Here is a 21,358-nt window from a genome sequence, read left to right on the forward strand (position 1 = left end):
CACGCTTGTCGTCTGAAAACGCCGAGATCGCCGATCAGTTGATCCGACTCACACATAACCAGCGTAACTGGGGGTTTGGCTTGTGCTTTCTGTACCTGCTCGACGGTAGCGCGCTCGCAAACCCAGCGCACGGCCATAGGTTCGATGGCGCGGCGCAGGTCGAGCAAGTCATGGACGAAGTTTTCCGGCAAGCCGCTGCGCGACAGCCAGCCTACGACTTGCGGATCGAAGAGAGCGACGCACCGGTAACACCTGCGTACCGACCTTCGGCCCGACTTCGAGCATGCCTTTGGCGACCAGGGTTTTGATGGCTTCGCGGATAACGGTGCGACTGAAACCGAGTTGCTCACCCAGGCCGGCTTCAACCTCAAGCGTCTCACCCTACTTGACCTGCCCCGTGGCGATCCAGCAACCCAGCCAATCGACCGTCGACGCATGAAAGCTGCTGGACCTGGACACCTCAATTCAGGGACGGCACCACGCCGATCGCGATGGGAGCCCACGCCACTCATCATAGGATTGAGTGTCAATTTGAATTTTCAGTACGCCACACACAAAAAGGTGGAAGCGAGTTTGCGCGCCCCCACAGTGTTATGTGTTACGGCTCAAGCCCGATGGGAAAGAACTCGCCAGCGCTCCACACACCTAACCAGCGCTGCCCGTCCATCTCGCGAGTGACGGCCAACTCCACCAGTTGGTAGAACACGTTACGGTGGATCAGGGCTTCGAGGTTGGTGCGCACATGCACGTAAGGCGCAGGCTCCTGCGTGACCGGGTCGATCACTACACGCATGGGGTGTTCGATGCCAGCCTCGGCGGTCTCGTCAACATTGGTGGTGAAGCGCAAGACCTGGGTTTCACCTGCGCCTTCGACCTCCACGGCAATCGCCACGAAGGGCGCATCGTCGACCTTGATGCCAACCTTCTCGACCGGGGTGATGAGGAAGTAATCGTCACCATCGCGACGAATGATGGTGGAGAACAGCTTGACCATCGGCTTGCGCCCGATCGGCGTACCCAGGTAATACCAGGTGCCGTCACGGGCGATACGCATGTCGATGTCGCCGCAGAAGTCGGGGTTCCACAGGTGGACCGGCGGCAAGCCTTTGGTTTTGGGGATTTGCCCCAACAGATCGTTGGCTTTTTGCGGGCCACTCATGGCGTTCTCCTTTTGAACTACTGGTCGCTGAGCCCAAGCAGGCTGCGCGCGTATTGTTCCAGCGGCGGGCCCATCAGGTCTTCTGGTTTTTTGTCGTGGAACGTCAGTAAACCGCCACGGCTCTTGATACGTGCAGTATCAATCAAATACTGGGTGCTGGTCTCGATCAACATGATCTGAATCACACCGCCATCGATACCGAGGCGATCCAGGGCTTCCTGATCAAGCCATTCGTCCGAGTTGCCGATACGGTCGTCAGACTTGGCAAACCGGGTATAGAGCAGGTAATGCGCACCGGCGGCACGGGCTTCGCCCATGGCTTGATCAAGCCCTTCCGGGGCACGGGCGCGGCGGACCATGGGAAAGTATTCGACAAAGCCATCGAAGGCGACTTCGGCGATGACGTTAGGTCGTGGATAGACCGCGCTGCCCGGCGGCACAAAGGCGCCTTGGGCGATATAGACGAATGAGTCCGGTTGAATACGCAGGTTATTCACACGGCGGCTGTCGCTATGGTCGAGCAACCCCGCGTCGCTCATGTGGTAGCGAGTCCCTTCAGCCAGATCGCTGACATTCATGCAGCCACCAAGCGCCAAAACGGCCAGCAGCAAAACCAGGCTACGCATCCTACCCTCCAGAGGCCGGTGACGGAAAACCGGCGAATGGCCATGGGATGCAGCTTCCGCGCCAGCTCGGGATCAGCGGCGCCTCACCGTTCTCATCGCGAGCAGGCTCGCGATGAGATTTGGTCAGCCGCCGATGATTTTCATGACGGTCGCGCCACCAGAAAATGCCACTTCCTGTTTATCACCCAAGGCTTTCACCAAGAGTCGCTGCAACGCTGGCAGTGCTTGATGACGAGGTTTATCCAACAAGTCGCCAACGTAGTGGCGATTGCTCGACGACAAACAGCCGTGCAACCAGCCCGTAGATGACAGGCGCAGCCGAGAACAGGTGCGGCAGAATGGAACACTTTCGTTGGCGATCACACCGAAGTAGCCCTGCCCCGGAATTTCGTAACGCACGGCGGTGGCATCTACCGGCGCATCAGCCTGAAGGTATTCGTAGCGTTCGCCGATCAGGCTCAGCAATTGCTGAAGGCTGACGAACTGTTGCAGGAAAGCATTGGAATCGCTGGCCAGGTGGCCCATGCGCATCAACTCGATGAAGCGAAGCTCATAACCGCGTTCCAGACAGTAATCGAGTAGCGGCATCACTTGATCGAGGTTCTGCCCACGCAGCGGCACCATATTGACCTTGATTTTCAGGCCGGCGGCGCTGGCCTGGTCCATACCGTCGAGTACAGTTGCCAGATCGCCGCCACGGGCAATGCTGCGAAAGGCGCTGGCATCCAGGGTGTCGAGGGAAACGTTGATGCGACGAATGCCGGCGCCCACCAGTAGTGGCAGTTTCTTCGCCAGCAATTGACCGTTGGTGGTGAGGCTGATGTCCTCCAGGCCCATCTGCCCGACGGCGGTCATGAACGTTTCGAGTTTGGGGCTGACCAGCGGCTCGCCGCCGGTGATGCGCAAACGCTCGATGCCGGCGGCCTCGATCAGATAGGCCACGCCACGTGCCATGGCGTCGGCCGACAATTCATCCTGCGCAGCCACCAACCGCTTGCCGTTGGGCACGCAGTAGGTACAAGCGTAATTGCAGGCTGAAGTCAGGCTGATTCGCAAATTGCGGAAACGCCTGCCTTGACGGTCAACGATCATGGACTACTCCGGCGGAAGGATATTCGGACCCCCAAAACTTGACTCAATAATCAAGTTTTAGCAAGTCTTATGCCTGAGTATATTCCTGCGGTACCGCACCATGTAGCGAAATCATGGCGCAATAACGCAACTGAATGGTTCAGCTGCTCGGGGTGTCGGTATCGCGCTTGCGCTTGTTGCCCATGCGCACGCCGATGTCCATCAGGAACTGGAAGAAACCTTCCTGATCTTCCAGCACATTGCTCCAGAATGGCGAGTGATACAGCGCCACGGCGCCGTGCACAAGCGCCCAGGATGCGCAGTAATGGAAGTAAGGCGGCACGTCTTCAAGTTTGCCTTCGCTGATCCGGCCCTTGATCAGCAGGGTCAGGCGTTCGAAGTTCGAGGCGCGAATCTTGTGCAACTCCTCGACCATCTCCGGCACCTGATTGCCCTTGACCACCTTTTCTTCCAGGCGATCGAACAACCGATAGCGTTGAGGGTCGCGCATGCGGAATTCGAAGTAGGCCCGGGACAGGGCTTCCTTGTCCTTGTCGACATCGGCCGAATGCAACAGCTCGTTCAAATCGCGCTCGTAATCGAGCATCAGGCGCAGATAGATCTCAGCCTTGGATTTGAAGTGCTTGTAGATCGTGCCTTTGCCGATACCGACGGCATCAGCAATCATCTCGACGGTGACACTGTCTTCACCTTGATCGAGGAACAGCTTGAGCGCGGTATCGAGAATTTCTTGCTCGCGGCGACGAAACTCACGGACCTTACGAGGTTCTTTATGCATAAGAAAAGGTCTGTAGGGGTCAAAATTCGAAGCCGCGTATTATGCCTAACTTGCGCAAAAATGCACGGATCATCCGACCATATATGTGTTTGTTGATGAATTCCGGCAGCCTCGCAGACTAATGAGAACTCAACCGAAGCGCCCGTATTCCAAATTTGTTTAAAAACCGGCGCAGGTAAACTGGACTCGCCGCAATACTGATCAATACTTCAACTGTCGGCGGGACATCTCCCCCAAGTGTTGCGCCGATATAGGCACCAACGGACCGCGTGCCTTTGTTTTACTCCTAATGGTCTTAACCCGGATTCCCCCCCCAGAACCCGGGTTTTTTTTGCCTGCGATTTAACCTTTCACATGCGCCAGCGGAAACAGTCGCTTGAAATTCTCGGTGGTTTGCTCGGCAAACCGCTCGTAGGGCTCACCTCGCAACATTGCCAGAAATTCCGCTACGTCGCGCACGTACTGAGGCAGGTTGGGCTTACCGCGATGTGGGATCGGCGCCAGGTAAGGCGAGTCGGTTTCCACCAGCAATCGATCAGCCGGCACTTTACTGGCTACGTCACGCAGAGCGTCGGCATTGCGGAAAGTGACAATTCCGGACAAGGAAATGTAATACCCCATGTCCAATGCTGCTTTGGCCATCTCCCAGTCTTCGGTGAAACAATGCAGCACGCCTGCCTGGGGAAGCGCCGCGTCACGCAGGAGATTCAATGTATCGGCACGGGCACCACGGGTGTGAATGATCACCGGTTTGCCCGTCTGCTGCGCCGCTTGCAGGTGCAGGCGAAACGACTCCTGCTGCAACTCCGCCGCTTCCGGCTCGTAGTGGTAATCCAGTCCGGTTTCACCGATCGCCACAACACGCGGGTGGTTGAGCTCGCGCAACAGCCAATCAAGTGCAGGCGCCGCGCCCGGCTGCACATCCAGCGGATGCACGCCAACCGAACAGTCGACGTCGTCGTAACGCTCAGCCAAGGCTTTGACGTCGGCGGCATTCTCGACGCTGACGCCGATACACAGAAAGTGCCCTACCCCGCGCAGACGGGCCGCATCAAGTGCAGCATCCAGCGAGCCATCGTGGGCGGCAAGGTCAAGGCGATCAAGGTGGCAATGGGAATCTACGAGCATAAAGGGCTGCAACTTACATCGTATGAGTGGGACGGTCGGACTTCAGGGCTCCGGCCAGATGGGTTTCGATTCGACTGCGCGCGGTATTGTCGCCATCGTTGAATTGTACGCCGACCCCAGCGGCCCGGTTGCTCTGCGCACCTTGGGAGGTGACCCAGGCGACCTTGCCGGCGACCGGAATTTTCTGCGGCTCGTCCATCAGGTTCAACAGCATGAATACCTCATCACCCAACTTATCGCTCTTGTTGGTCGGGATAAACAGGCCACCCTTCATGCTGACCTCCGTTACTGATAACCAGAGTCTAGGCGCAGACGATTACTTCTGGGCAGGTAAGGATGCCCATTGCACCAGCAACGCCTCCAGCAACAACACCCGATTGAGGTTGGCTTTGCTCATCACTTTCTGGCGCTGGGCGAGGATCCAGTCCTGAATATTCAAGACTTTGTCCTGGCCGGCTTTCTGCGCCAGGTACTGAATCACCTTGCGCATGTCCGTCAGTCCCAGGCCGGCTTCGTCCTGAGTCAGCTGATAGCGCAGGATCAGGTTCGACCAGTTGCAGAACCAGTCGAACAACAGCAATAGCGCAATCGCATTCCAGCCTTCGGCCAGTTGCGTCGGTGACTGTTGCTGCTTGAGCAACCTCTTCACGCCATCGACCACCAGCGCCCGCTGCTCACGCACGCCCTGAGCCTGCAAGTTGACGGCGGCCAGTGGCGAACCGGCGGCCAGGGTCAGCAACTCGATACGCTCTTCTTCCGAGCAGTCCGGCAACGCTTTCGCCAGCCATGCAAGACTCATGGCTTCGCTCGGCAATGGACAAGCCTGCTGCACGCAGCGGCTCTTGATGGTCGGCAACAGACGACTGGTCTGGTGGCTGACCAACAGCAAAACCGTATCGCCGGAAGGTTCTTCAAGGCTTTTGAGCAAAGCGTTGGCGGCGTTGATGTTCATCGACTCGACCGGCTCGATCAACACCACTTTGCGGCCGCCCATCTGAGCGGTCTGAACCACGAAGCTGACCAGATCACGAACCTGATCGACCTTGATCGCCTTATCGGCTTCTTCCGGCTCCAGAATGTAATTGTCGGGGTGACTGCCGGCCTTGAGCAACAGACAGGATTTGCATTCGCCGCAAGCATCGTGGGCGGCGCTCGGGCGCTGACACAACAAACTGGCCATCAAGCGCTCGGCCAACGCACGCTTGCCGATTCCGGCCGGGCCATGCAACAGATAGGCGTGAGCATGTTGCTTGCGACCGGCCAACTGCTGCCAGAGACTGTCCTGCCACGGATAGGCTTCAGCCACGGGTCAACTCCAGCAGACGCGGCAGCAAGGCATCCAGTGACTGCTGAACCTGCGCCAACGGCTGGGCGGCATCGACCAGCACATAACGCGCAGGATCCTCTTCAGCACGCTTGAGGAAAGCACTGCGTACCGCGTCAAAAAAGGTTCGGCCTTCGAGTTCGAAGCGATCCAGACGACCGCGAGCGCTGGCGCGGGCCAGGCCCACTTCCACCGGCAGATCGAAAATCAACGTCAGGTCCGGGCGCAGATCGCCCTGGACGAAGGCTTCCAGAGTCGCTATGCGTTCCAGCGACAGGCCCCGACCGCCACCCTGATAGGCGTAGGTCGAATCGGTAAAGCGATCACACAGGACCACCGCCCCGCGGGCCAGCGCCGGGCGAATCACCGCGGCCAGATGCTGGGATCGTGCAGCGAACACCAACAGCAACTCGGTGTCGGGGTTCATGACCTCATCAACCGGCGCCAGCAACACTTCTCGGATCCGCTCGGCCAACGGCGTGCCGCCTGGTTCGCGAGTCAGCACGACCTCGATACCCGCGGCGCGCAGGCGCTCGGCCAGGTATTCGCGATTAGTGCTCTTGCCCGCGCCTTCCGGACCTTCCAGGGTAATAAACAAGCCAGTCACAGGCAGTCCTTAGTCAGAGTCATTGCGAGCTTTGCGGCGCGGGGGCGGGTGCGGGCTCTTGAGCGGGTTCTGGAGCCGGCTCCGATGATGGCGACGGGTCAGGCACTTGCGGCAAAGCCTCGGGGGCTGTGTCGGGCGAAGCCGCCGGAATCGGTGCCTGCTCATCCGTCGCCTCTGGCGCCGTAGCCGGCGCGGGGCTGGAGCGGTAGTCGGCACGGCGCTTGATCTGGAACTCACGCACAGCATTATTGTGCGCGTCCAGATCATCGGAGAACACGTGGCTGCCATCACCACGAGCAACGAAATAGAGGCTATGGCCAGCCACAGGATTCAGCGCTGCATGAATCGCTTCGCGGCCGACCATGGCGATCGGAGTCGGCGGCAGTCCCGAAATCATGTAGGTGTTGTACGGCGTCGCTTCCTTGAGATGGGCGCGAGTCAATTTACCGTTGTAACGATCACCGAGGCCGTAGATCACGGTCGGATCAGTCTGCAACAACATGCCGATTGCCAGGCGCCGAACAAACACACCAGCGATTTGCCCGCGCTCCTGCGGCACGCCGGTTTCCTTCTCCACCAGCGAGGCCATGATCAGCGCCTGATAGGGTTCGGTGTACGGCACGTCAGCGGCGCGCTGGCTCCACTCTTTGGCAAGGACTTCGTCGAGGCGGTCGTAGGCTTTTTTCAGCAGTTCGACATCGGTCATGCCACGCACGAAGCTATAGGTGTCAGGGAAGAACCGCCCTTCCGGAAAAATCCCGGTGTGGCCGAGTTTGTCCATCACCTCACTATCACTCAAACCGTCGAGGGTCTTTTCGAGCTTTTCATCCTTGGCCAGCGCAGCGCGGACCTGATGGAAATTCCAGCCTTCGACGAAGGTCAGGCTGTACTGAACCATTTCCCCGCGTTTCCACAGGTCAATCAGTCCTTCGACAGTCATGCCGGGCTGCATCCGGTATTCGCCCTTGTGCAACGGTTGTTCGGCAAGATTGAGGCGCCAATACACACGCAACCAGAAAGTGTCCTTGATGACGCCATCGGCTTCGAGTCGATAGAAGGTGCTAGTCGGGGTCGTACCTTTTGGCACGTCCAGCAGCTCTTCCTGAGTGATGTTCAGCGGTTGTTCCAGCGCCGAATGGATTTTCCAGGCGGAAGCGCCCAGACACAGCCCTGCCAGAACCAATCCGGTTTCCAGCAGCAGTAAGAATTTACGTCTCACGTATCAAGCATCCAGTAGCGCGCGGGCAATGGTTTGGAGTTTACGGGTGAGCGGACCAACCGGCCAGCTCAGTGCGGCATAGGCCCGCACCGGCCAAACGCCATACACGCTGTTGCAGACAAAGACTTCATCAGCCCATTGCAGCTGATCGAGGGTGATGTCGGTGATTTGCGCGGGGATCCCCAATGACTCGACTTGAAACAATAATTCGGCACGCATCACGCCGGCCACGCCGCAGCGCTTCAAATCAGCCGTGATCAGCACACCATCGCGGATCAGGAACAGATTACTGAACACGCCTTCAATGACGCGCCCGGCCTGATCGAGCATCAAGCCTTCGGCATGATCGGTGTCTTGCCATTCGGAACGGGCGATGACCTGCTCAAGACGGTTCAGGTGTTTGAGTCCTGCAAGCAGAGGCTGCCTGGAAAGCCGTGTCGCACAGGGAAAGAGGCGAACACCCTGCCCCGCATTGGCAGCAGGATAAACCGCAGGAGGGTTGCCCAGCATGATGCGCCGCGCCTGAGCCGAAGGATCGAGCGCATAACCGCGCGCGCTTTCGCCACGCGTGACGATGAGTTTGAGCACACCTTCGCCCAACGCTTGGGCATAGGTCAGCAACTCTGTGTAGACAGCCGCATGATCGAGATTAATTGCCAACCGCTGGCAACCTTTGACCAAACGCACCAAATGCCGATCCAGCAACACCGGAACGCCGTTGCGCACGGCAATGGTCTCAAACAGACCATCACCGTAAGCCAGGCCGCGATCTTTCAGCGACAAAGCGTCAGCCGGCCGACCATCGACCCAGCTGTCCATCAGTCAGCGAACCGGCGGAACACCAATGAACCGTTGGTACCGCCAAACCCGAAGGAGTTGGACAACACCACATCGATATCCATATTACGCGCGGTATGCGGTACGAAATCGAGGTCGCAACCTTCGTCCGGCTCATCAAGGTTGATGGTCGGCGGCGCTACCTGGCTGTTGATCGCCAGCACACTGAAGATCGCCTCGACCGCGCCCGCCGCACCCAATAGGTGACCGGTCATGGACTTGGTCGAACTGACCGCCAGCTTGTAAGCGTGATCGCCGAACACCGACTTGATTGCACAGGCTTCAGCGAGGTCGCCAGCCGACGTCGAGGTGCCGTGGGCGTTAACGTACTGGACCTGATCGCCATTGATCTTGGCATCGCGTAGCGCATTGGTGATGCAACGTGCAGCACCTGCACCATCAGCCGGTGGCGAAGTCATGTGGTAAGCATCGCCACTGGTGCCAAAGCCGATCAGCTCGGCGTAGATCGTCGCACCGCGGGCCTTGGCGTGCTCCAGTTCTTCCAGAACCAGAGCGCCGGCACCGTCGGACAGTACGAAGCCATCACGGCCCTTGTCCCATGGACGGCTGGCGCGGGTCGGTTCGTCGTTACGGGTCGACAGTGCGCGGGAGGCACCGAAGCCACCCATGCCCAGGCCACAAGCCGCCATTTCAGCGCCGCCGGCAATCATCACGTCGGCTTCGTCGTACATGATGTTGCGTGCCGCCATGCCGATGCAGTGCGTACCCGTGGTACACGCGGTGGCGATGGCGTAGTTAGGTCCCTGTGCGCCCAGATGGATGGACAGGAAACCGGAAATCATATTGATGATCGAGCCTGGCACGAAAAACGGAGAAATCCTTCGCGGGCCGGAATCATGCAGCGTGCGGCTGGTTTCCTCGATATTGGTCAGTCCACCAATACCCGAACCCATGGCCACGCCGATGCGCTCACGGTTGGCGTCGGTGACTTCCAGGCCGGCGTTACGAACGGCCTGAAAACCTGCGGCCAGGCCGTACTGAATGAACAGGTCGAGCTTGCGAGCCTCCTTGACCGACAGGTATTCCTCGACATTGAAGCCCTTTACCGAGCCGCCAAAACGGGTGGAATAGGCAGAAAGGTCGGTGTGTTCGATCAGACCAATGCCACTACGGCCAGCCAGAATGCCCTGCCAACTGCTCGGCACATCCGTGCCCAGTGGCGACAACATACCCATACCGGTGACTACGACGCGTCTACGCGACACAGCACTCTCCTTTTTCAAATGACGACGTTGCATCAGGCCTAAAGAAAAAACCGCACGCCGTGATGGCAGTGCGGTTTTTCCATGACAGCAAGCAACGATTACAAGCTATTAAGCCTGGTGGTTAGTAACGTAATCGATTGCGGCTTGTACAGTAGTGATCTTCTCAGCTTCTTCGTCAGGGATTTCGGTCTCGAATTCCTCTTCCAGAGCCATCACCAGCTCAACAGTGTCAAGGGAGTCGGCACCCAGGTCTTCAACGAAGGAAGCCGTGTTGACCACTTCTTCTTCTTTAACGCCCAGTTGCTCAGCAACGATTTTCTTGACGCGCTCTTCGATGGTGCTCATACCTTGTTTTCACTCCTAATGGACAAATTCAGGCAGCTGGCCAGTGGGTAAGTGTATAGAAAGACTTTTCAGTTTTTCAACTGAAAGCTTCACTCCTCAAACCCGGTGGCCCTCTGTCTATAAATAGATTGCAGCTTTATAACGGATTTTAGACAGCTCGTATGACATTTTTTTGAAGCAATCCGTCACATTTAACTCATGTACATCCCGCCGTTCACCGGGATTGTAGCCCCAGTAACGTATGCCGCACCGTCGGATGCAAGAAAAGCGACCACAGACGCGATCTCTTGAGCTTGCCCCAAACGGCCCAGCGGAATCTGCGTCTGCAAGGCTTCACGCTGTGCCTCGGGCAGTTCGCGAGTCATATCGGTGTCGATGAACCCAGGGGCCACCGAGTTTACCGTAATCGAACGCGAACCGACTTCACGCGCCAGTGAACGGCTGAAACCTTCCAGACCGGCCTTGGCGGCTGCGTAGTTTACTTGGCCTGCGTTGCCCATGGCACCCACTACCGAACCAATACTGATAATTCGTCCCCAACGGGCTTTGGTCATACCGCGCAAAACGCCCTTGGATAGGCGGAACAGGCTGTTCAGATTGGTATCAACGACGTCATGCCATTCGTCATTTTTCATGCGCATCATCAGATTATCGCGGGTGATACCGGCATTATTGACCAAGATCGCCGGCGCACCGAACTGCGATGCAATGCTCGCCAGCACTGCAGCAACGGATTCGTCGCTGGTGACATTGAGTTCCAGGCCAGTGCCTTGAATCCCGTTTTCCTTCAGGGTTGCCGCAATGCGCTCGGCACCCGAGGCGGACGTCGCGGTGCCGATAACGATGGCGCCCTGACGACCCAGTTCCAGGGCGATAGCCTGGCCGATACCGCGGCTCGCGCCAGTGACCAGTGCAACTTTACCTTGCAGACTCATGCAGGCTTCTCCTGATTCACGCCAGCGCTGCGCGAGCGGCAGCGAAGGCGTCGGGGGTATTGAGATTGGATGTCGACACGCCTTCGGCGCAACGCTTGTTCAGGCCAGCCAGCACTTTGCCTGGGCCGCATTCGACCAACTGGGTAGCACCTTTGGCGGCCAGCGCCTGAACCGATTCGACCCAGCGTACAGGCTTGTAAAGCTGCTCAAGCAGATCGCGCTTGAGGGTTTCCAGATCCGCCGGCACATTGGCGCTGACATTCTGAACCACTGGAATCTGCGGTGCCTGCCAGGCGATCGCTGCAATCGACGCGGCGAAACGATCGGCCGCCGGACGCATCAGCTCGCAATGGGACGGCACGCTGACCGGCAACGGCATGGCGCGCTTGGCACCACGAGCCTTGCAGCCTTCGATGGCGCGCTCGACCGCTGCCTTCGCACCGGCGATGACCACTTGGCCAGGGGAGTTGAAGTTGACCGCACTGACCACTTCACCTTGCGCCGCTTCGGCACAGGCTGCCAGCACATCAGCATCGTCCAGACCGAGAATGGCGGCCATGCCACCTTGCCCGGCCGGAACAGCTTCCTGCATCAGCTTGCCGCGGGATTCAACCAGCTTCACCGCGTCGGCCAGGCTCAGACTGCCCGCGGCGACCAGAGCGCTGTATTCGCCCAGGCTGTGACCGGCAACATAAGCCGGACGCGCACCACCTTCAGCCAGCCACAGACGCCACAAAGCAATCGAGGCAGTCAGAATGGCCGGCTGGGTTTTATCGGTTTGATTGAGTTGCTCTTCCGGCCCTTGCTGGGTCAGTGCCCACAGGTCGTAACCCAGAGCATCGGAAGCTTCTTTGAATGTTTCGAGGACAACCGGATGTTGTGCGCCCAACTCGGCCAGCATGCCGAGGGACTGCGAACCCTGTCCCGGAAAGACGAATGCGAGGGAAGCAGACATGTAACAAGCCCCTAATGATCTTGTCGTCGGAGAATTGACGTCCCGCTTGAGGGACGCAAGAAACTGACAGTTGGATGGCAAATTGAATTGAGCGGTCACATTTAAGCATTGTCCGACGAAAACGCCTAAAGCAACAAATCCTCCAGACGACCGTGAATACGGTCCGGCAGGTTTTCCTGGATCTCGATCAAGGCGCGCTGAATCGCACTCTGGAAGCCCTGAACCCCCGCCGAACCATGGCTTTTCACCACAATCCCCTGCAACCCGAGGAAGCTTGCGCCGTTATGCCGCGCAGGCGCCAGATCGGCTTGCAAGCGCCTCATCAGCGGCAATGCCAAAGCCCCAACCACTTTTGACGCGAGGTTTTTCTTGAACAAGGCTTCGATGCGCCCGGCAATCATGGTCGCCAGTCCTTCGCTGGACTTCAGCAGGATATTGCCGACAAAACCGTCACATACCACCACATCCGCCTCGCCACGGTACACGCCGTCACCTTCGACAAAACCGATGTAGTTGATGCCACGAGCCCGCTGCAACAAGGTGGCCGCCAGCTTGACCTGTTGATTGCCCTTGATGTCTTCAGTACCAATGTTCAGCAGCGCCACTCGCGGACGAACGATCCCCAAGGCTTGCGCTGCCACCGACCCCATCACCGCGAACTGCAACAAGTGCTCGGCACTGCAATCGACATTGGCGCCCAGGTCGAGCAACTGGCAATAACCCTTTTGCGTCGGAATTGCCGCTACCATCGCCGGACGATCAATACCCGGCAACGTTTTGAGCACAAACCGCGACAACGCCATCAGCGCACCGGTATTACCGGCACTGACACAAGCCTGGACCTTGCCGTCTCGCAGCAACTCCAGCGCCACGCGCATCGATGAGTCGGGCTTGCCGCGCAGGGCCTGAGCAGGTTTTTCGTCCATGGTGATGATTTCGGACGCCGGCGCGATCGACAGACGCGAGCGATCCACAGCCGATTGGCCAGAGAGCAATTCTTCAAGAAGGGAAGGTTGACCGACGAGGGTCAGGTGCAGCGAGGGGGTAGCAGACAGACAAGCAAGGCTGGCCTGAACAATGCTGCGGGGACCGAAGTCCCCGCCCATTGCGTCAATCGCGATGACTTGAGCAGACAAGTGATTACTCGTCAGCGCCCTTGTCGATCACTTTACGGCCACGGTATACGCCTTCTGGCGATACGTGGTGACGCAGGTGAATTTCACCGGTGGTTTTTTCTACAGACAGAGTGCTTGCCGTCAGGGCGTCGTGCGAACGACGCATGTCACGGGCAGAGCGGGATTTTTTGTTCTGCTGAACAGCCATAATTGATTAACTCCTAAACGTTTGGGTCACGCTTTAACTGCGCCAATACACTGAACGGGTTGGACCGCGTTACCTCGTCCTCGCTCGGTTCGGGCTCATCGAGACCCGCCGGCTGCTGGCATTCTTCCGGATGATGAGCAGGCACAATGGGCAAGGCGAGCAAAAGCTCCTCCTCGATCAGTGACTGCAGATCCAAAGGATCTTCGCCCAGTTCCAGCACGTCATAACCTTTCGGCAACGACTGGGTATTCGCACCCTCCTTCACCACAGCATAACTGCATTCGCTATGGATCGGCAGGGTGACCAGCTCAAGACATCGCTGGCAAACCATTTTGACTTCGGTGTCGATAAAACTGTGAATTACCACAGACTTACGTTCATCTCGTTCAAAAACGAATTTAGCCTGCACCGTACCGACAGTGTCGGAAAGCGGGTCGCAGAGTCTCTCCAAATCGGCCAGCAGCAGTTCACCTTGAAGGGTGGTGCCACGATCAGCCAATTTGCGCGGGTCAACGTGAGGTGGAATCGGGTCATTCAACATAGGCGCAGCATTATAGGGATGCCCCCAGCCATGTCAAAGGAAATTCAGCCCTGTCCGTCACTTGCAAGCCTCCGCTAGAATTCGCGCCTGTCCTGTGGAGATGCGCATGCTGCCTTTATTACTCGCTTCAAGCTCGATTTATCGCCGGGAATTGCTGGCCCGCTTGCAGTTGCCGTTTACCTGCAGCTCGCCGGATATTGACGAAAGCCATCGTCCAGACGAGTCCGCCACTGAGCTGGTCAAGCGCCTCGCCGAGGAAAAAGCACGCGCACTGGCCAGCAGCCACCCCGACCACCTGATCATCGGCTCCGATCAGGTCGCCGTACTGGGCGATCGGATCATCGGCAAACCCCACACGTTCGAAAAGGCCCGCGAACAATTGCTGGCGTCGAGCGGCGCCAGCGTGACCTTTCTCACCGGCCTGGCGCTGCTCAACAGCCAGACTGGCGACTGCCAGGTCGATTGCGTGCCCTTCACCGTACACATGCGCACCCTCGATCCGGCGCGCATCGAACACTACCTGCGCGCCGAACAGCCCTACGACTGTGCTGGCAGCTTCAAAGCCGAAGGTTTGGGGGTGAGCCTGTTTCAAAGCACCGAAGGCCCTGACGCCACTAGCCTGATCGGCCTGCCATTGATTTGTCTGGTGGACATGTTACTGGCCGAAGGCGTGCAAATCCCCTGAAGACAAAAAACCGGCCACGAAGGCCGGTTTCCGATGCAACCAGGAGAATCAGCGCAACGAGGGCCCCTGAAAGCCCATCCACATCGCCAGATGCTCAGCCACGCTGGCACCGAGTTTTTTCGAGAAGCGATCGAACGGCGATTCCTGAACGGTGAAATCCACCAACTCTTTCTCGCCGATCACGTCACGCGCCACCGAACTGGCATTTCCCAGGCCGTCGATCAGACCCAGCGGCAGTGCCTGCTCGCCAGACCAGACCAACCCGGAAAACAGCTCCGGATGCTCCTTATCCTTGAGGCGATCGCCACGACCCTTCTTGACGCTGCTGATGAATTGCTGATGAGTGGTATCGAGTACGCCCTGCCAGAACTGAGTTTCTTCAGGCTTTTGCGGCTGAAACGGATCGAGAAACGATTTGTGCTCGCCGGAAGTATAAGTGCGACGCTCGACACCGAGCTTCTCCATCGTCCCGACAAAGCCATAGCCGGCCGCCGTCACACCAATGGAACCCACCAGGCTCGCCTTGTCGGCGTAGATCTGATCCGCCGCACTGGCGATGTAGTAAGCGCCGGAAGCGCCCAAATCCGAGATCACCGCATAAAGCCTGGTGTCCGGATGCAGGCCGCGCAAACGGCGAATCTCGTCATAAACGTAGCCCGATTGCACCGGACTGCCGCCCGGACTGTTGATTCGCAGGATGACACCTTTGACCTTCTCGTCCTCGAACGCGGCACGCAGACTGCCGACGATGTTGTCAGCGCTGGCAGGTTCCTTGTCGGCGATCATGCCGGTCACGTCGATCAGCGCGGTGTAGTTGCCACTGCGGGCGGCAGCTTTTTCCATGTCGATCAACGGCGTGAACAGAATCAACGCGCCAAACAGGTACACAAAGGTCAGCAGCTTGAAAAAGATCCCCCAGCGACGGGACCGGCGCTGCTCCTGCACGCCGGCCAGCAGGGTCTTTTCCAGCAACTTCCAGCTTTTCTCGTCACCGCTCTCTGCGCCTGCCTTGGCGGGCGCTTTCCATTCGTCGGTCATGACATCTACCCCAGCAAAAACCTATTAAGCCCGCTGACTCAGCCAGGCATGCAATTGTGAAAAACGATCAATGGCCAGTGCCGGCTCGAATAATTTCAACGCTTCGATCGATTGCGCGCCATAGCTGACGGCCACCGACTCCATGCCGGCATTGCGCGCCATCTGCAAATCAAAGGACGAATCGCCCACCATCAGCGCCTGCTCCGGGCGAACCTGACAGTGAGCGAGGATCTGTTCAAGCATCAGCGGATGGGGTTTGCTGGCGGTTTCGTCGGCCGCCCGGGTGATGTCGAAATAATCTTCCCAGCCATGCGCCTTCAGCACCCGATCCAGCCCGCGACGGGCCTTGCCGGTCGCGACCGCCAAGCGGTAACCATCAGCGCGAAACGCTTCCATCGACTCGACCACACCCTCGAACAACGGCGAAGGAACAGCCTCAGAGGCGATGTAATGCTGCGCATAATGCTCACGGAATGCGATCAGTTCGGTATCGCCGATTTGCGGATACAACGTACGAATCGCTTCCGGCAAACCCAGACCAATGATGCCCTTGACGGCATCATCATCGCGCAACGGAAATCCGGAGCGCTCGGACGCGACATGCATGGCCTCGACAATCCGACCAATGGAATCAGCCAACGTGCCGTCCCAGTCGAAAATCAGCAGTTTGTAATCAGATGGGTGCACTCAGGCGCTCCACGGTTTTGGCCCACATCTCATCCACGGGCGCCTGCAATTTCAACTCACCGCCATCGGGCAACGGCACGGTCAGCATGTAGGCGTGCAGGAACAGGCGCTTGCCGCCCAGATCACGGATCTCTTTGCTGAAGCCTTCATCGCCGTACTTGGTATCACCGGCAATGCAATGTCCGGCGTGCAAGGTGTGGACGCGGATCTGGTGAGTCCGGCCGGTAATCGGTTTGGCTTCGATCAGGGTGGCAAAGTCGCCGAAACGACGCAGGACCTTGAACACGGTCACAGACTCCTTGCCCTCCTCCTCGTCGACCTCGACCATACGCTCGCCGGAGCGCAGATTGCTCTTGCCGAGCGACGCTCGGACTTGCTTGATCGAGGCCGCCCAGTTGCCGCGAACCAGCGCCATGTAGCGTTTATCGATGCCATCGCCGCGCAATGCCGTGTGCAAGTGACGCAGCATGCTGCGCTTCTTGGCGATCATCAGCAGGCCGGAGGTGTCACGGTCGAGACGGTGAACCAGTTCAAGCTCTTTGCAATCGGGACGCAACTGACGAAAGGCTTCGATCACCCCGTAAGTCAAGCCACTGCCACCGTGAACCGCGATCCCGCAAGGCTTGTTGATCACGATCAACGCCTTGTCCTCGAAGACAATCGAGGCCTCGAGGCGCTGTAGCAGGCCTTGTGCCAGCGGCACCGGCTCGTCGCGCTCAGGCACGCGAACCGGCGGCACGCGCACGATATCGCCCGCCTGCAGCTTGTATTCGGGCTTGATCCGGCCTTTGTTCACTCGCACTTCGCCTTTACGCAAAATGCGGTAAATCAAGGTCTTGGGCACGCCTTTGAGCCGAGCGAGAAGGAAGTTATCAATACGTTGGCCGGCATATTCCGGCGAGACCTCCAGCAGTTGTACGGCTGGGGTCGAAGGGGCAGTAGTTGTCATGGCGCGGATGATAACAATTTTTTATGGAATTGAAGCACTTAATCATTGCTGCTATAGTCGCGAACGCCGCCAAAAGCGGCCTGGACAGCGGACTAACGGTCAAAAACCGGCCCTGACCAACGCAATTCACCAGGACGCGAGGCCGTCCTACGGGGCTTTCGCTACGTAACGGTGGAGTTTGCAGGTGTAACGAGCGCAGGTGACATGAGGCCTGAATCAAGCGGCAAAGCAGAGCTTTTACTCGCCTTGCCAGCCAATATTCATGGCCAGTTCACAAAGTGCAGTCAGCTGCGAATGACCCCGAGCGAACGCTTCGGAAACAACGCCTAAATTAGCCATGATGCGTGACCTCCCCTTTCGGAGCTCACGGTAAATGCCAACCCGCTGCGGATTCTGCGCGCGGCAGCACCCGAATTATCAGGGATACGTGTAGGGTGGAGATGCACAACCGCTGGACTGTGTAGCAATAGGCTTTATCAAGACGCTTCATCTCGTCCACAGCCGCTGGTTGATTCCTCCTCCTGACTGAGTGCTTAAGTAGCCACAGCAAGCAGGACGCGTACGTCGCGACGCCGGCCCAATTGGTCGGGGTTCGCTAGACACTGGAGTGTCCAACCACTCCTGACGCACCTGACACCGACCATGAGAAGTCGTGTGTGCCGAACGCCGTTTCCGGCAGCCCGGAAACCGACGGTACTACATGAAAAGAATGCTGATTAACGCAACTCAACCCGAAGAGTTGCGTGTTGCACTGGTAGATGGCCAACGCCTCTACGACCTGGACATCGAATCCGGTGCACGCGAGCAGAAAAAGGCCAACATCTATAAAGGCCGGATTACTCGCATCGAACCAAGCCTTGAGGCTGCCTTTGTCGATTTCGGCTCTGAGCGCCACGGCTTCCTGCCCCTCAAAGAAATCTCCCGCGAATACTTCAAGAAAGCCCCCGAAGGCCGCGTCAACATCAAGGACGTCCTGAGCGAAGGCCAGGAAGTCATCGTGCAGGTCGAAAAAGAAGAACGTGGCAACAAGGGCGCCGCCCTGACCACCTTCATCAGCCTGGCCGGTCGTTACCTGGTGCTGATGCCGAACAACCCGCGTGCCGGCGGTATTTCCCGTCGCATCGAAGGTGAAGAGCGCAACGAACTGCGTGAAGCCCTGAACGGCCTGGTTGCCCCAGCCGACATGGGTCTGATCGTTCGCACTGCCGGCCTGGGCCGCAGCAGCGAAGAGATGCAGTGGGACCTCGACTACCTGCTGCAACTGTGGACTGCCATCAAAGAAGCCTCGCTGGATCGCTCCGCGCCGTTCCTGATCTACCAGGAAAGCAACGTGATCATCCGCGCCATCCGCGATTACCTGCGCCAGGATATCGGCGAAGTGTTGATCGACAGCGTTGAAGCCCAGGACGAAGCCCTGACCTTCATTCGCCAGGTAATGCCGCAGTACGCCAGCAAGATCAAGCTGTACGAAGACAGCGTGCCGCTGTTCAACCGTTTCCAGATCGAAAGCCAGATCGAGACCGCATTCCAGCGCGTCGTTGAGCTGCCTTCCGGCGGCTCCATCGTTATCGATCCGACCGAAGCGCTGGTGTCTATCGACATCAACTCGGCGCGCGCCACCAAAGGCAGCGACATCGAAGAAACCGCTCTGCAGACCAACCTAGAAGCCGCCGAAGAAATCGCCCGTCAGTTGCGCCTGCGCGACATCGGCGGCCTGATCGTCATCGACTTCATCGACATGACCCCTGCCAAGAACCAGCGCGCCGTGGAAGAGAAGGTCCGCGAATGCCTGGAAGCGGACCGCGCTCGCGTGCAAGTCGGTCGCATCTCGCGCTTCGGCCTGCTGGAAATGTCCCGTCAGCGCCTGCGTCCATCGCTGGGCGAAAGCAGCGGCATCGTTTGTCCGCGTTGCAACGGTACCGGCATCATCCGTGACGTTGAATCGCTGTCACTGGCGATCCTGCGCCTGATCGAAGAAGAAGCCCTGAAAGACCGCACCGCCGAAGTTCGCGCACAAGTGCCGATCCCGGTCGCCGCGTTCCTGCTCAACGAAAAACGCAACTCGATCACCAAGATCGAACTGCGCACCCGTGCCCGCATCGTCATTCTGCCGAACGATCACCTCGAAACGCCGCACTTCGAAGTGCAGCGTTTGCGCGATGACAGCCCGGAAGCCGCGGTCGGCCAGTCCAGCTACGAAATCGCTGCTGCCGCTGCCGAAGTCGAAGAAATCCAGCCAGCCGCTGCGACCCGCACCCTGGTTCGCCAGGAAGCCGCGGTCAAGACAGCTCCGGCTCGCGCCAACGCTCCGGTTCCGACCGAAGTCGTCGCCGCGCCGGTGGTTGTACCGGTCGCCGCGCCTGAGCCAAGCCTGTTCAAAGGTCTGGTGAAGTCGCTGGTCAGCCTGTTTGCGACCAAGGAAGAGCCTGCTGCGCCGGTGGTGGTTGAAAAACCGGCCGCCGAGCGTCCGGCCCGCAACGAAGAGCGTCGCAACGGTCGTCAGCAGAGCCGCAACCGTAACGGTCGCCGCGATGAAGAGCGCAAGCCTCGCGAGGAACGTGCACCGCGTGAAGAGCGCGCACCACGTGAGCCACGCGAAGCCCGCGAAGAAACGCCTGCAGTCGCCCGCGAAGAACGCGCACCACGCGCCCCTCGTGAAGAACGTGCACCGCGCGCACCTCGCGAAGATCGCAAACCACGCGGCGATCGCGAAGAACGCCCGGTTCGTGAATTGCGTGAGCCTCTGGATGCCGCTCCGGCCGCCGCGGCTACCGCTGAAGAGCGTCCAGCCCGTCAGCCACGCGAAGAACGTGCTCCACGCCCACCGCGTGAAGAACGTCAGCCTCGTACCGAGCAAGCCGCTGCCGCAGTAGCTGAAGAAGAACTGACCACCAACGAAGAGCAACTGCAGGAAGACGGTCAGGACAGCGCCGAAGGCGATCGTCCACGCCGCCGTTCCCGTGGTCAGCGTCGTCGCAGCAACCGTCGTGAGCGTCAGCGCGATGCCAACGGTAATGTGATCGAAGGTTCAGAAGAATCCGAGGCCGCCGAAGGTAACGAAGCTGCCGAAACCAACGAAGCGCCAAGCAGTGCCGATCTGGCCGCCGGCCTGGCTGTTACCGCAGCCGTTGCCAGCACCGTGATCAGCGCTCCAGCCGAAGCGCAGGCTAACGAACAAGCCGAACGCGCGACTGCCGCCACCCTGGAAACTGCTCCAGTGGAAGCGCCAGTGGTTGAAGCAACGACTCCGGTCGAAGCCAACACCACTCCGGAAATCGAAGTGGCCCCGGCTCGTGAAGAACAGCCTGTATTTGAAGCTGCCGCTGAGCCAGTGGTTGCCGCAGAACCGGTTGTCGAAACAGCCACCGAAACAGTCCGTGAAGTTCGCGAAGAGCAAACCGCGTTCAACTGGGTTGCCGAGCCAGCCGCCACCGAAGCGCCAGAAGCCGAAGCCATGGTCTCCGAGCCAACGGTTGCTGCTGCCGAGCCTGCTCCGGTGGTTGAAGCGCCGGTGGTTGCCGAAGAAGTGGCCGCACCGGAAGTCGAAGCCGCCCCTGTCAGTGCCCTGACGCCAAGTGGCCGTGCACCGAACGACCCACGTGAAGTGCGTCGCCGCAAGCGTGAAGCCGAGCGTCAGCAGAAGGAAGCTGAACTGGCTGCCGCTGCTGCTCCAGCTGCTGTCGAACCAGCACCGGTTGTCGCTGAAGTCGTCGAGGCAGCACCTGCCCCGGCTGCGGAAGTCGCTGCTGCCGAACCCGTTGAATCGGTGATCGACGAAGCACCGCGCTCCGTTCGGGAAGCGGTAGAGCAACACGAGCAAGCCCTGGAAAAAGAACACGAGCCTAAACCTCTCGTCTGATTCCATCGGCCACTAAAAAGCCCCGCCTGGTGATCCAGGCGGGGC

Annotated in this window: 21 protein-coding genes and 2 pseudogenes; 2 read left to right on the plus strand and 21 right to left on the minus strand. The window is 58.8% G+C overall.

Going from position 1 to position 21,358, the window contains the following annotated elements; translation table 11 throughout:
• Positions 1–89: 89 nt before the first annotated feature.
• From ACXPVS_RS17830 to ACXPVS_RS17915, 18 genes and pseudogenes are all read right to left on the minus strand, one after another.
• Positions 90–459 (minus strand): annotated as a pseudogene (locus tag ACXPVS_RS17830) (FadR/GntR family transcriptional regulator); the annotation flags it as partial.
• 139 nt (positions 460–598) lie between these two features.
• Entirely contained in the window at positions 599–1,159 is a 561-nt protein-coding gene (locus tag ACXPVS_RS17835; protein WP_458511105.1) for a DUF1285 domain-containing protein, read from the minus strand.
• Positions 1,160–1,176: 17 nt separating this feature from the next.
• Positions 1,177–1,785 (minus strand): DUF4823 domain-containing protein, encoded by a 609-nt coding sequence (locus ACXPVS_RS17840; protein WP_458511106.1) that lies wholly within the window; start codon positions 1,783–1,785, stop codon positions 1,177–1,179.
• A gap of 123 nt (positions 1,786–1,908) precedes the next feature.
• Complete coding sequence (locus ACXPVS_RS17845) at positions 1,909–2,877, minus strand: GTP 3',8-cyclase MoaA (protein WP_458511107.1); 969 nt, start codon at positions 2,875–2,877, stop codon at positions 1,909–1,911.
• Between the two features lie 139 nt (positions 2,878–3,016).
• Positions 3,017–3,655 carry a TetR/AcrR family transcriptional regulator gene (locus ACXPVS_RS17850; RefSeq protein WP_008152317.1) on the minus strand — a complete coding sequence of 213 codons (639 nt, stop codon included), beginning with the start codon at positions 3,653–3,655 and terminating at the stop codon, positions 3,017–3,019.
• Between the two features lie 342 nt (positions 3,656–3,997).
• A complete protein-coding gene (locus ACXPVS_RS17855) occupies positions 3,998–4,783 on the minus strand; it encodes a TatD family hydrolase (protein WP_458511108.1) in 786 nt (261 codons plus the stop codon).
• A 13-nt stretch (positions 4,784–4,796) separates the two neighbouring features.
• Positions 4,797–5,051 (minus strand): annotated as a pseudogene (locus tag ACXPVS_RS17860) (PilZ domain-containing protein); the annotation flags it as partial.
• Between the two features lie 48 nt (positions 5,052–5,099).
• Complete coding sequence (locus ACXPVS_RS17865) at positions 5,100–6,089, minus strand: DNA polymerase III subunit delta' (protein ID WP_458511109.1); 990 nt, start codon at positions 6,087–6,089, stop codon at positions 5,100–5,102.
• Positions 6,082–6,714, minus strand: a complete 633-nt coding sequence (gene tmk, locus ACXPVS_RS17870) for a dTMP kinase (RefSeq protein ID WP_458511110.1) — start codon at positions 6,712–6,714, stop codon at positions 6,082–6,084. The genes ACXPVS_RS17865 and tmk overlap by 8 nt, the downstream gene beginning before the upstream one ends.
• 19 nt (positions 6,715–6,733) lie before the next feature.
• Entirely contained in the window at positions 6,734–7,933 is a 1,200-nt protein-coding gene (gene mltG, locus ACXPVS_RS17875) for an endolytic transglycosylase MltG (protein ID WP_458511111.1), read from the minus strand.
• Positions 7,934–7,936: 3 nt separating this feature from the next.
• The gene (gene pabC, locus ACXPVS_RS17880) at positions 7,937–8,752 is read right to left on the minus strand and encodes an aminodeoxychorismate lyase (protein WP_458511112.1); all 816 of its coding nucleotides are present in this window, start codon (positions 8,750–8,752) and stop codon (positions 7,937–7,939) included.
• On the minus strand, positions 8,752–9,996 hold the full coding sequence (gene fabF / locus ACXPVS_RS17885) for a beta-ketoacyl-ACP synthase II (RefSeq protein ID WP_095132060.1): 1,245 nt from the start codon (positions 9,994–9,996) through the stop codon (positions 8,752–8,754). The genes pabC and fabF overlap by 1 nt, the downstream gene beginning before the upstream one ends.
• Positions 9,997–10,104: 108 nt before the next feature.
• Positions 10,105–10,341, minus strand: coding sequence for an acyl carrier protein (acpP, locus tag ACXPVS_RS17890; protein ID WP_003442511.1), 237 nt, complete (start codon positions 10,339–10,341; stop codon positions 10,105–10,107).
• Positions 10,342–10,532: 191 nt separating this feature from the next.
• A complete protein-coding gene (fabG, locus tag ACXPVS_RS17895; protein WP_458511113.1) occupies positions 10,533–11,276 on the minus strand; it encodes a 3-oxoacyl-ACP reductase FabG in 744 nt (247 codons plus the stop codon).
• A gap of 16 nt (positions 11,277–11,292) precedes the next feature.
• Positions 11,293–12,231 (minus strand): ACP S-malonyltransferase, encoded by a 939-nt coding sequence (gene fabD / locus ACXPVS_RS17900; protein WP_458511114.1) that lies wholly within the window; start codon positions 12,229–12,231, stop codon positions 11,293–11,295.
• A 125-nt stretch (positions 12,232–12,356) separates the two neighbouring features.
• Entirely contained in the window at positions 12,357–13,367 is a 1,011-nt protein-coding gene (plsX, locus tag ACXPVS_RS17905) for a phosphate acyltransferase PlsX (RefSeq protein ID WP_458511115.1), read from the minus strand.
• Positions 13,368–13,371: 4 nt separating this feature from the next.
• Positions 13,372–13,554 (minus strand): 50S ribosomal protein L32, encoded by a 183-nt coding sequence (gene rpmF, locus ACXPVS_RS17910; RefSeq protein WP_008152339.1) that lies wholly within the window; start codon positions 13,552–13,554, stop codon positions 13,372–13,374.
• Between the two features lie 13 nt (positions 13,555–13,567).
• Positions 13,568–14,095: a YceD family protein gene (locus ACXPVS_RS17915; RefSeq protein WP_004371317.1), complete on the minus strand. Its 528-nt coding sequence runs from the start codon at positions 14,093–14,095 to the stop codon at positions 13,568–13,570.
• Positions 14,096–14,201: 106 nt separating this feature from the next.
• Between ACXPVS_RS17915 and ACXPVS_RS17920 the strand changes: the two genes are divergently transcribed.
• The gene (locus ACXPVS_RS17920) at positions 14,202–14,780 is read left to right on the plus strand and encodes a Maf family protein (RefSeq protein WP_458511116.1); all 579 of its coding nucleotides are present in this window, start codon (positions 14,202–14,204) and stop codon (positions 14,778–14,780) included.
• 48 nt (positions 14,781–14,828) lie between these two features.
• Here ACXPVS_RS17920 and ACXPVS_RS17925 read toward each other — a convergent pair whose 3' ends face one another.
• From ACXPVS_RS17925 to rluC, 3 genes are read right to left on the minus strand one after another with little or no spacing between them, the layout of a single operon-like run.
• Positions 14,829–15,818, minus strand: coding sequence for a S49 family peptidase (locus ACXPVS_RS17925; RefSeq protein ID WP_458511117.1), 990 nt, complete (start codon positions 15,816–15,818; stop codon positions 14,829–14,831).
• A gap of 24 nt (positions 15,819–15,842) precedes the next feature.
• A complete protein-coding gene (locus tag ACXPVS_RS17930) occupies positions 15,843–16,505 on the minus strand; it encodes an HAD-IA family hydrolase (RefSeq protein ID WP_458511118.1) in 663 nt (220 codons plus the stop codon).
• Positions 16,492–17,454 carry a 23S rRNA pseudouridine(955/2504/2580) synthase RluC gene (gene rluC / locus ACXPVS_RS17935; protein ID WP_458511119.1) on the minus strand — a complete coding sequence of 321 codons (963 nt, stop codon included), beginning with the start codon at positions 17,452–17,454 and terminating at the stop codon, positions 16,492–16,494. Before rluC ends, ACXPVS_RS17930 begins: the two co-directional genes overlap by 14 nt.
• 700 nt (positions 17,455–18,154) lie before the next feature.
• Between rluC and rne the strand changes: the two genes are divergently transcribed.
• Positions 18,155–21,313 (plus strand): ribonuclease E, encoded by a 3,159-nt coding sequence (gene rne, locus ACXPVS_RS17940; protein WP_458511120.1) that lies wholly within the window; start codon positions 18,155–18,157, stop codon positions 21,311–21,313.
• Positions 21,314–21,358 lie beyond the last annotated feature (45 nt).

It is taken from the genome of Pseudomonas sp. Ma2-10 (assembly GCF_054330215.1).

What these genes read in the sequence shown, in the direction of transcription:
- ACXPVS_RS17835 (WP_458511105.1), bottom strand. Translation starts at nt 1,159, where the DNA reads ATGAGTGGCCCGCAAAAAGCCAACGATCTGTTGGGGCAAATCCCCAAA.
- ACXPVS_RS17840 (WP_458511106.1), bottom strand. Translation starts at nt 1,785, where the DNA reads ATGCGTAGCCTGGTTTTGCTGCTGGCCGTTTTGGCGCTTGGTGGCTGC.
- ACXPVS_RS17845 (WP_458511107.1), bottom strand. Translation starts at nt 2,877, where the DNA reads ATGATCGTTGACCGTCAAGGCAGGCGTTTCCGCAATTTGCGAATCAGC.
- ACXPVS_RS17850 (WP_008152317.1), bottom strand. Translation starts at nt 3,655, where the DNA reads ATGCATAAAGAACCTCGTAAGGTCCGTGAGTTTCGTCGCCGCGAGCAA.
- ACXPVS_RS17855 (WP_458511108.1), bottom strand. Translation starts at nt 4,783, where the DNA reads ATGCTCGTAGATTCCCATTGCCACCTTGATCGCCTTGACCTTGCCGCC.
- pabC (WP_458511112.1), bottom strand. Translation starts at nt 8,752, where the DNA reads ATGGACAGCTGGGTCGATGGTCGGCCGGCTGACGCTTTGTCGCTGAAA.
- acpP (WP_003442511.1), bottom strand. Translation starts at nt 10,341, where the DNA reads ATGAGCACCATCGAAGAGCGCGTCAAGAAAATCGTTGCTGAGCAACTG.
- fabG (WP_458511113.1), bottom strand. Translation starts at nt 11,276, where the DNA reads ATGAGTCTGCAAGGTAAAGTTGCACTGGTCACTGGCGCGAGCCGCGGT.
- fabD (WP_458511114.1), bottom strand. Translation starts at nt 12,231, where the DNA reads ATGTCTGCTTCCCTCGCATTCGTCTTTCCGGGACAGGGTTCGCAGTCC.
- rpmF (WP_008152339.1), bottom strand. Translation starts at nt 13,554, where the DNA reads ATGGCTGTTCAGCAGAACAAAAAATCCCGCTCTGCCCGTGACATGCGT.
- ACXPVS_RS17915 (WP_004371317.1), bottom strand. Translation starts at nt 14,095, where the DNA reads ATGTTGAATGACCCGATTCCACCTCACGTTGACCCGCGCAAATTGGCT.
- ACXPVS_RS17920 (WP_458511116.1), top strand. Translation starts at nt 14,202, where the DNA reads ATGCTGCCTTTATTACTCGCTTCAAGCTCGATTTATCGCCGGGAATTG.
- ACXPVS_RS17925 (WP_458511117.1), bottom strand. Translation starts at nt 15,818, where the DNA reads ATGACCGACGAATGGAAAGCGCCCGCCAAGGCAGGCGCAGAGAGCGGT.
- rluC (WP_458511119.1), bottom strand. Translation starts at nt 17,454, where the DNA reads ATGACAACTACTGCCCCTTCGACCCCAGCCGTACAACTGCTGGAGGTC.
- rne (WP_458511120.1), top strand. Translation starts at nt 18,155, where the DNA reads ATGAAAAGAATGCTGATTAACGCAACTCAACCCGAAGAGTTGCGTGTT.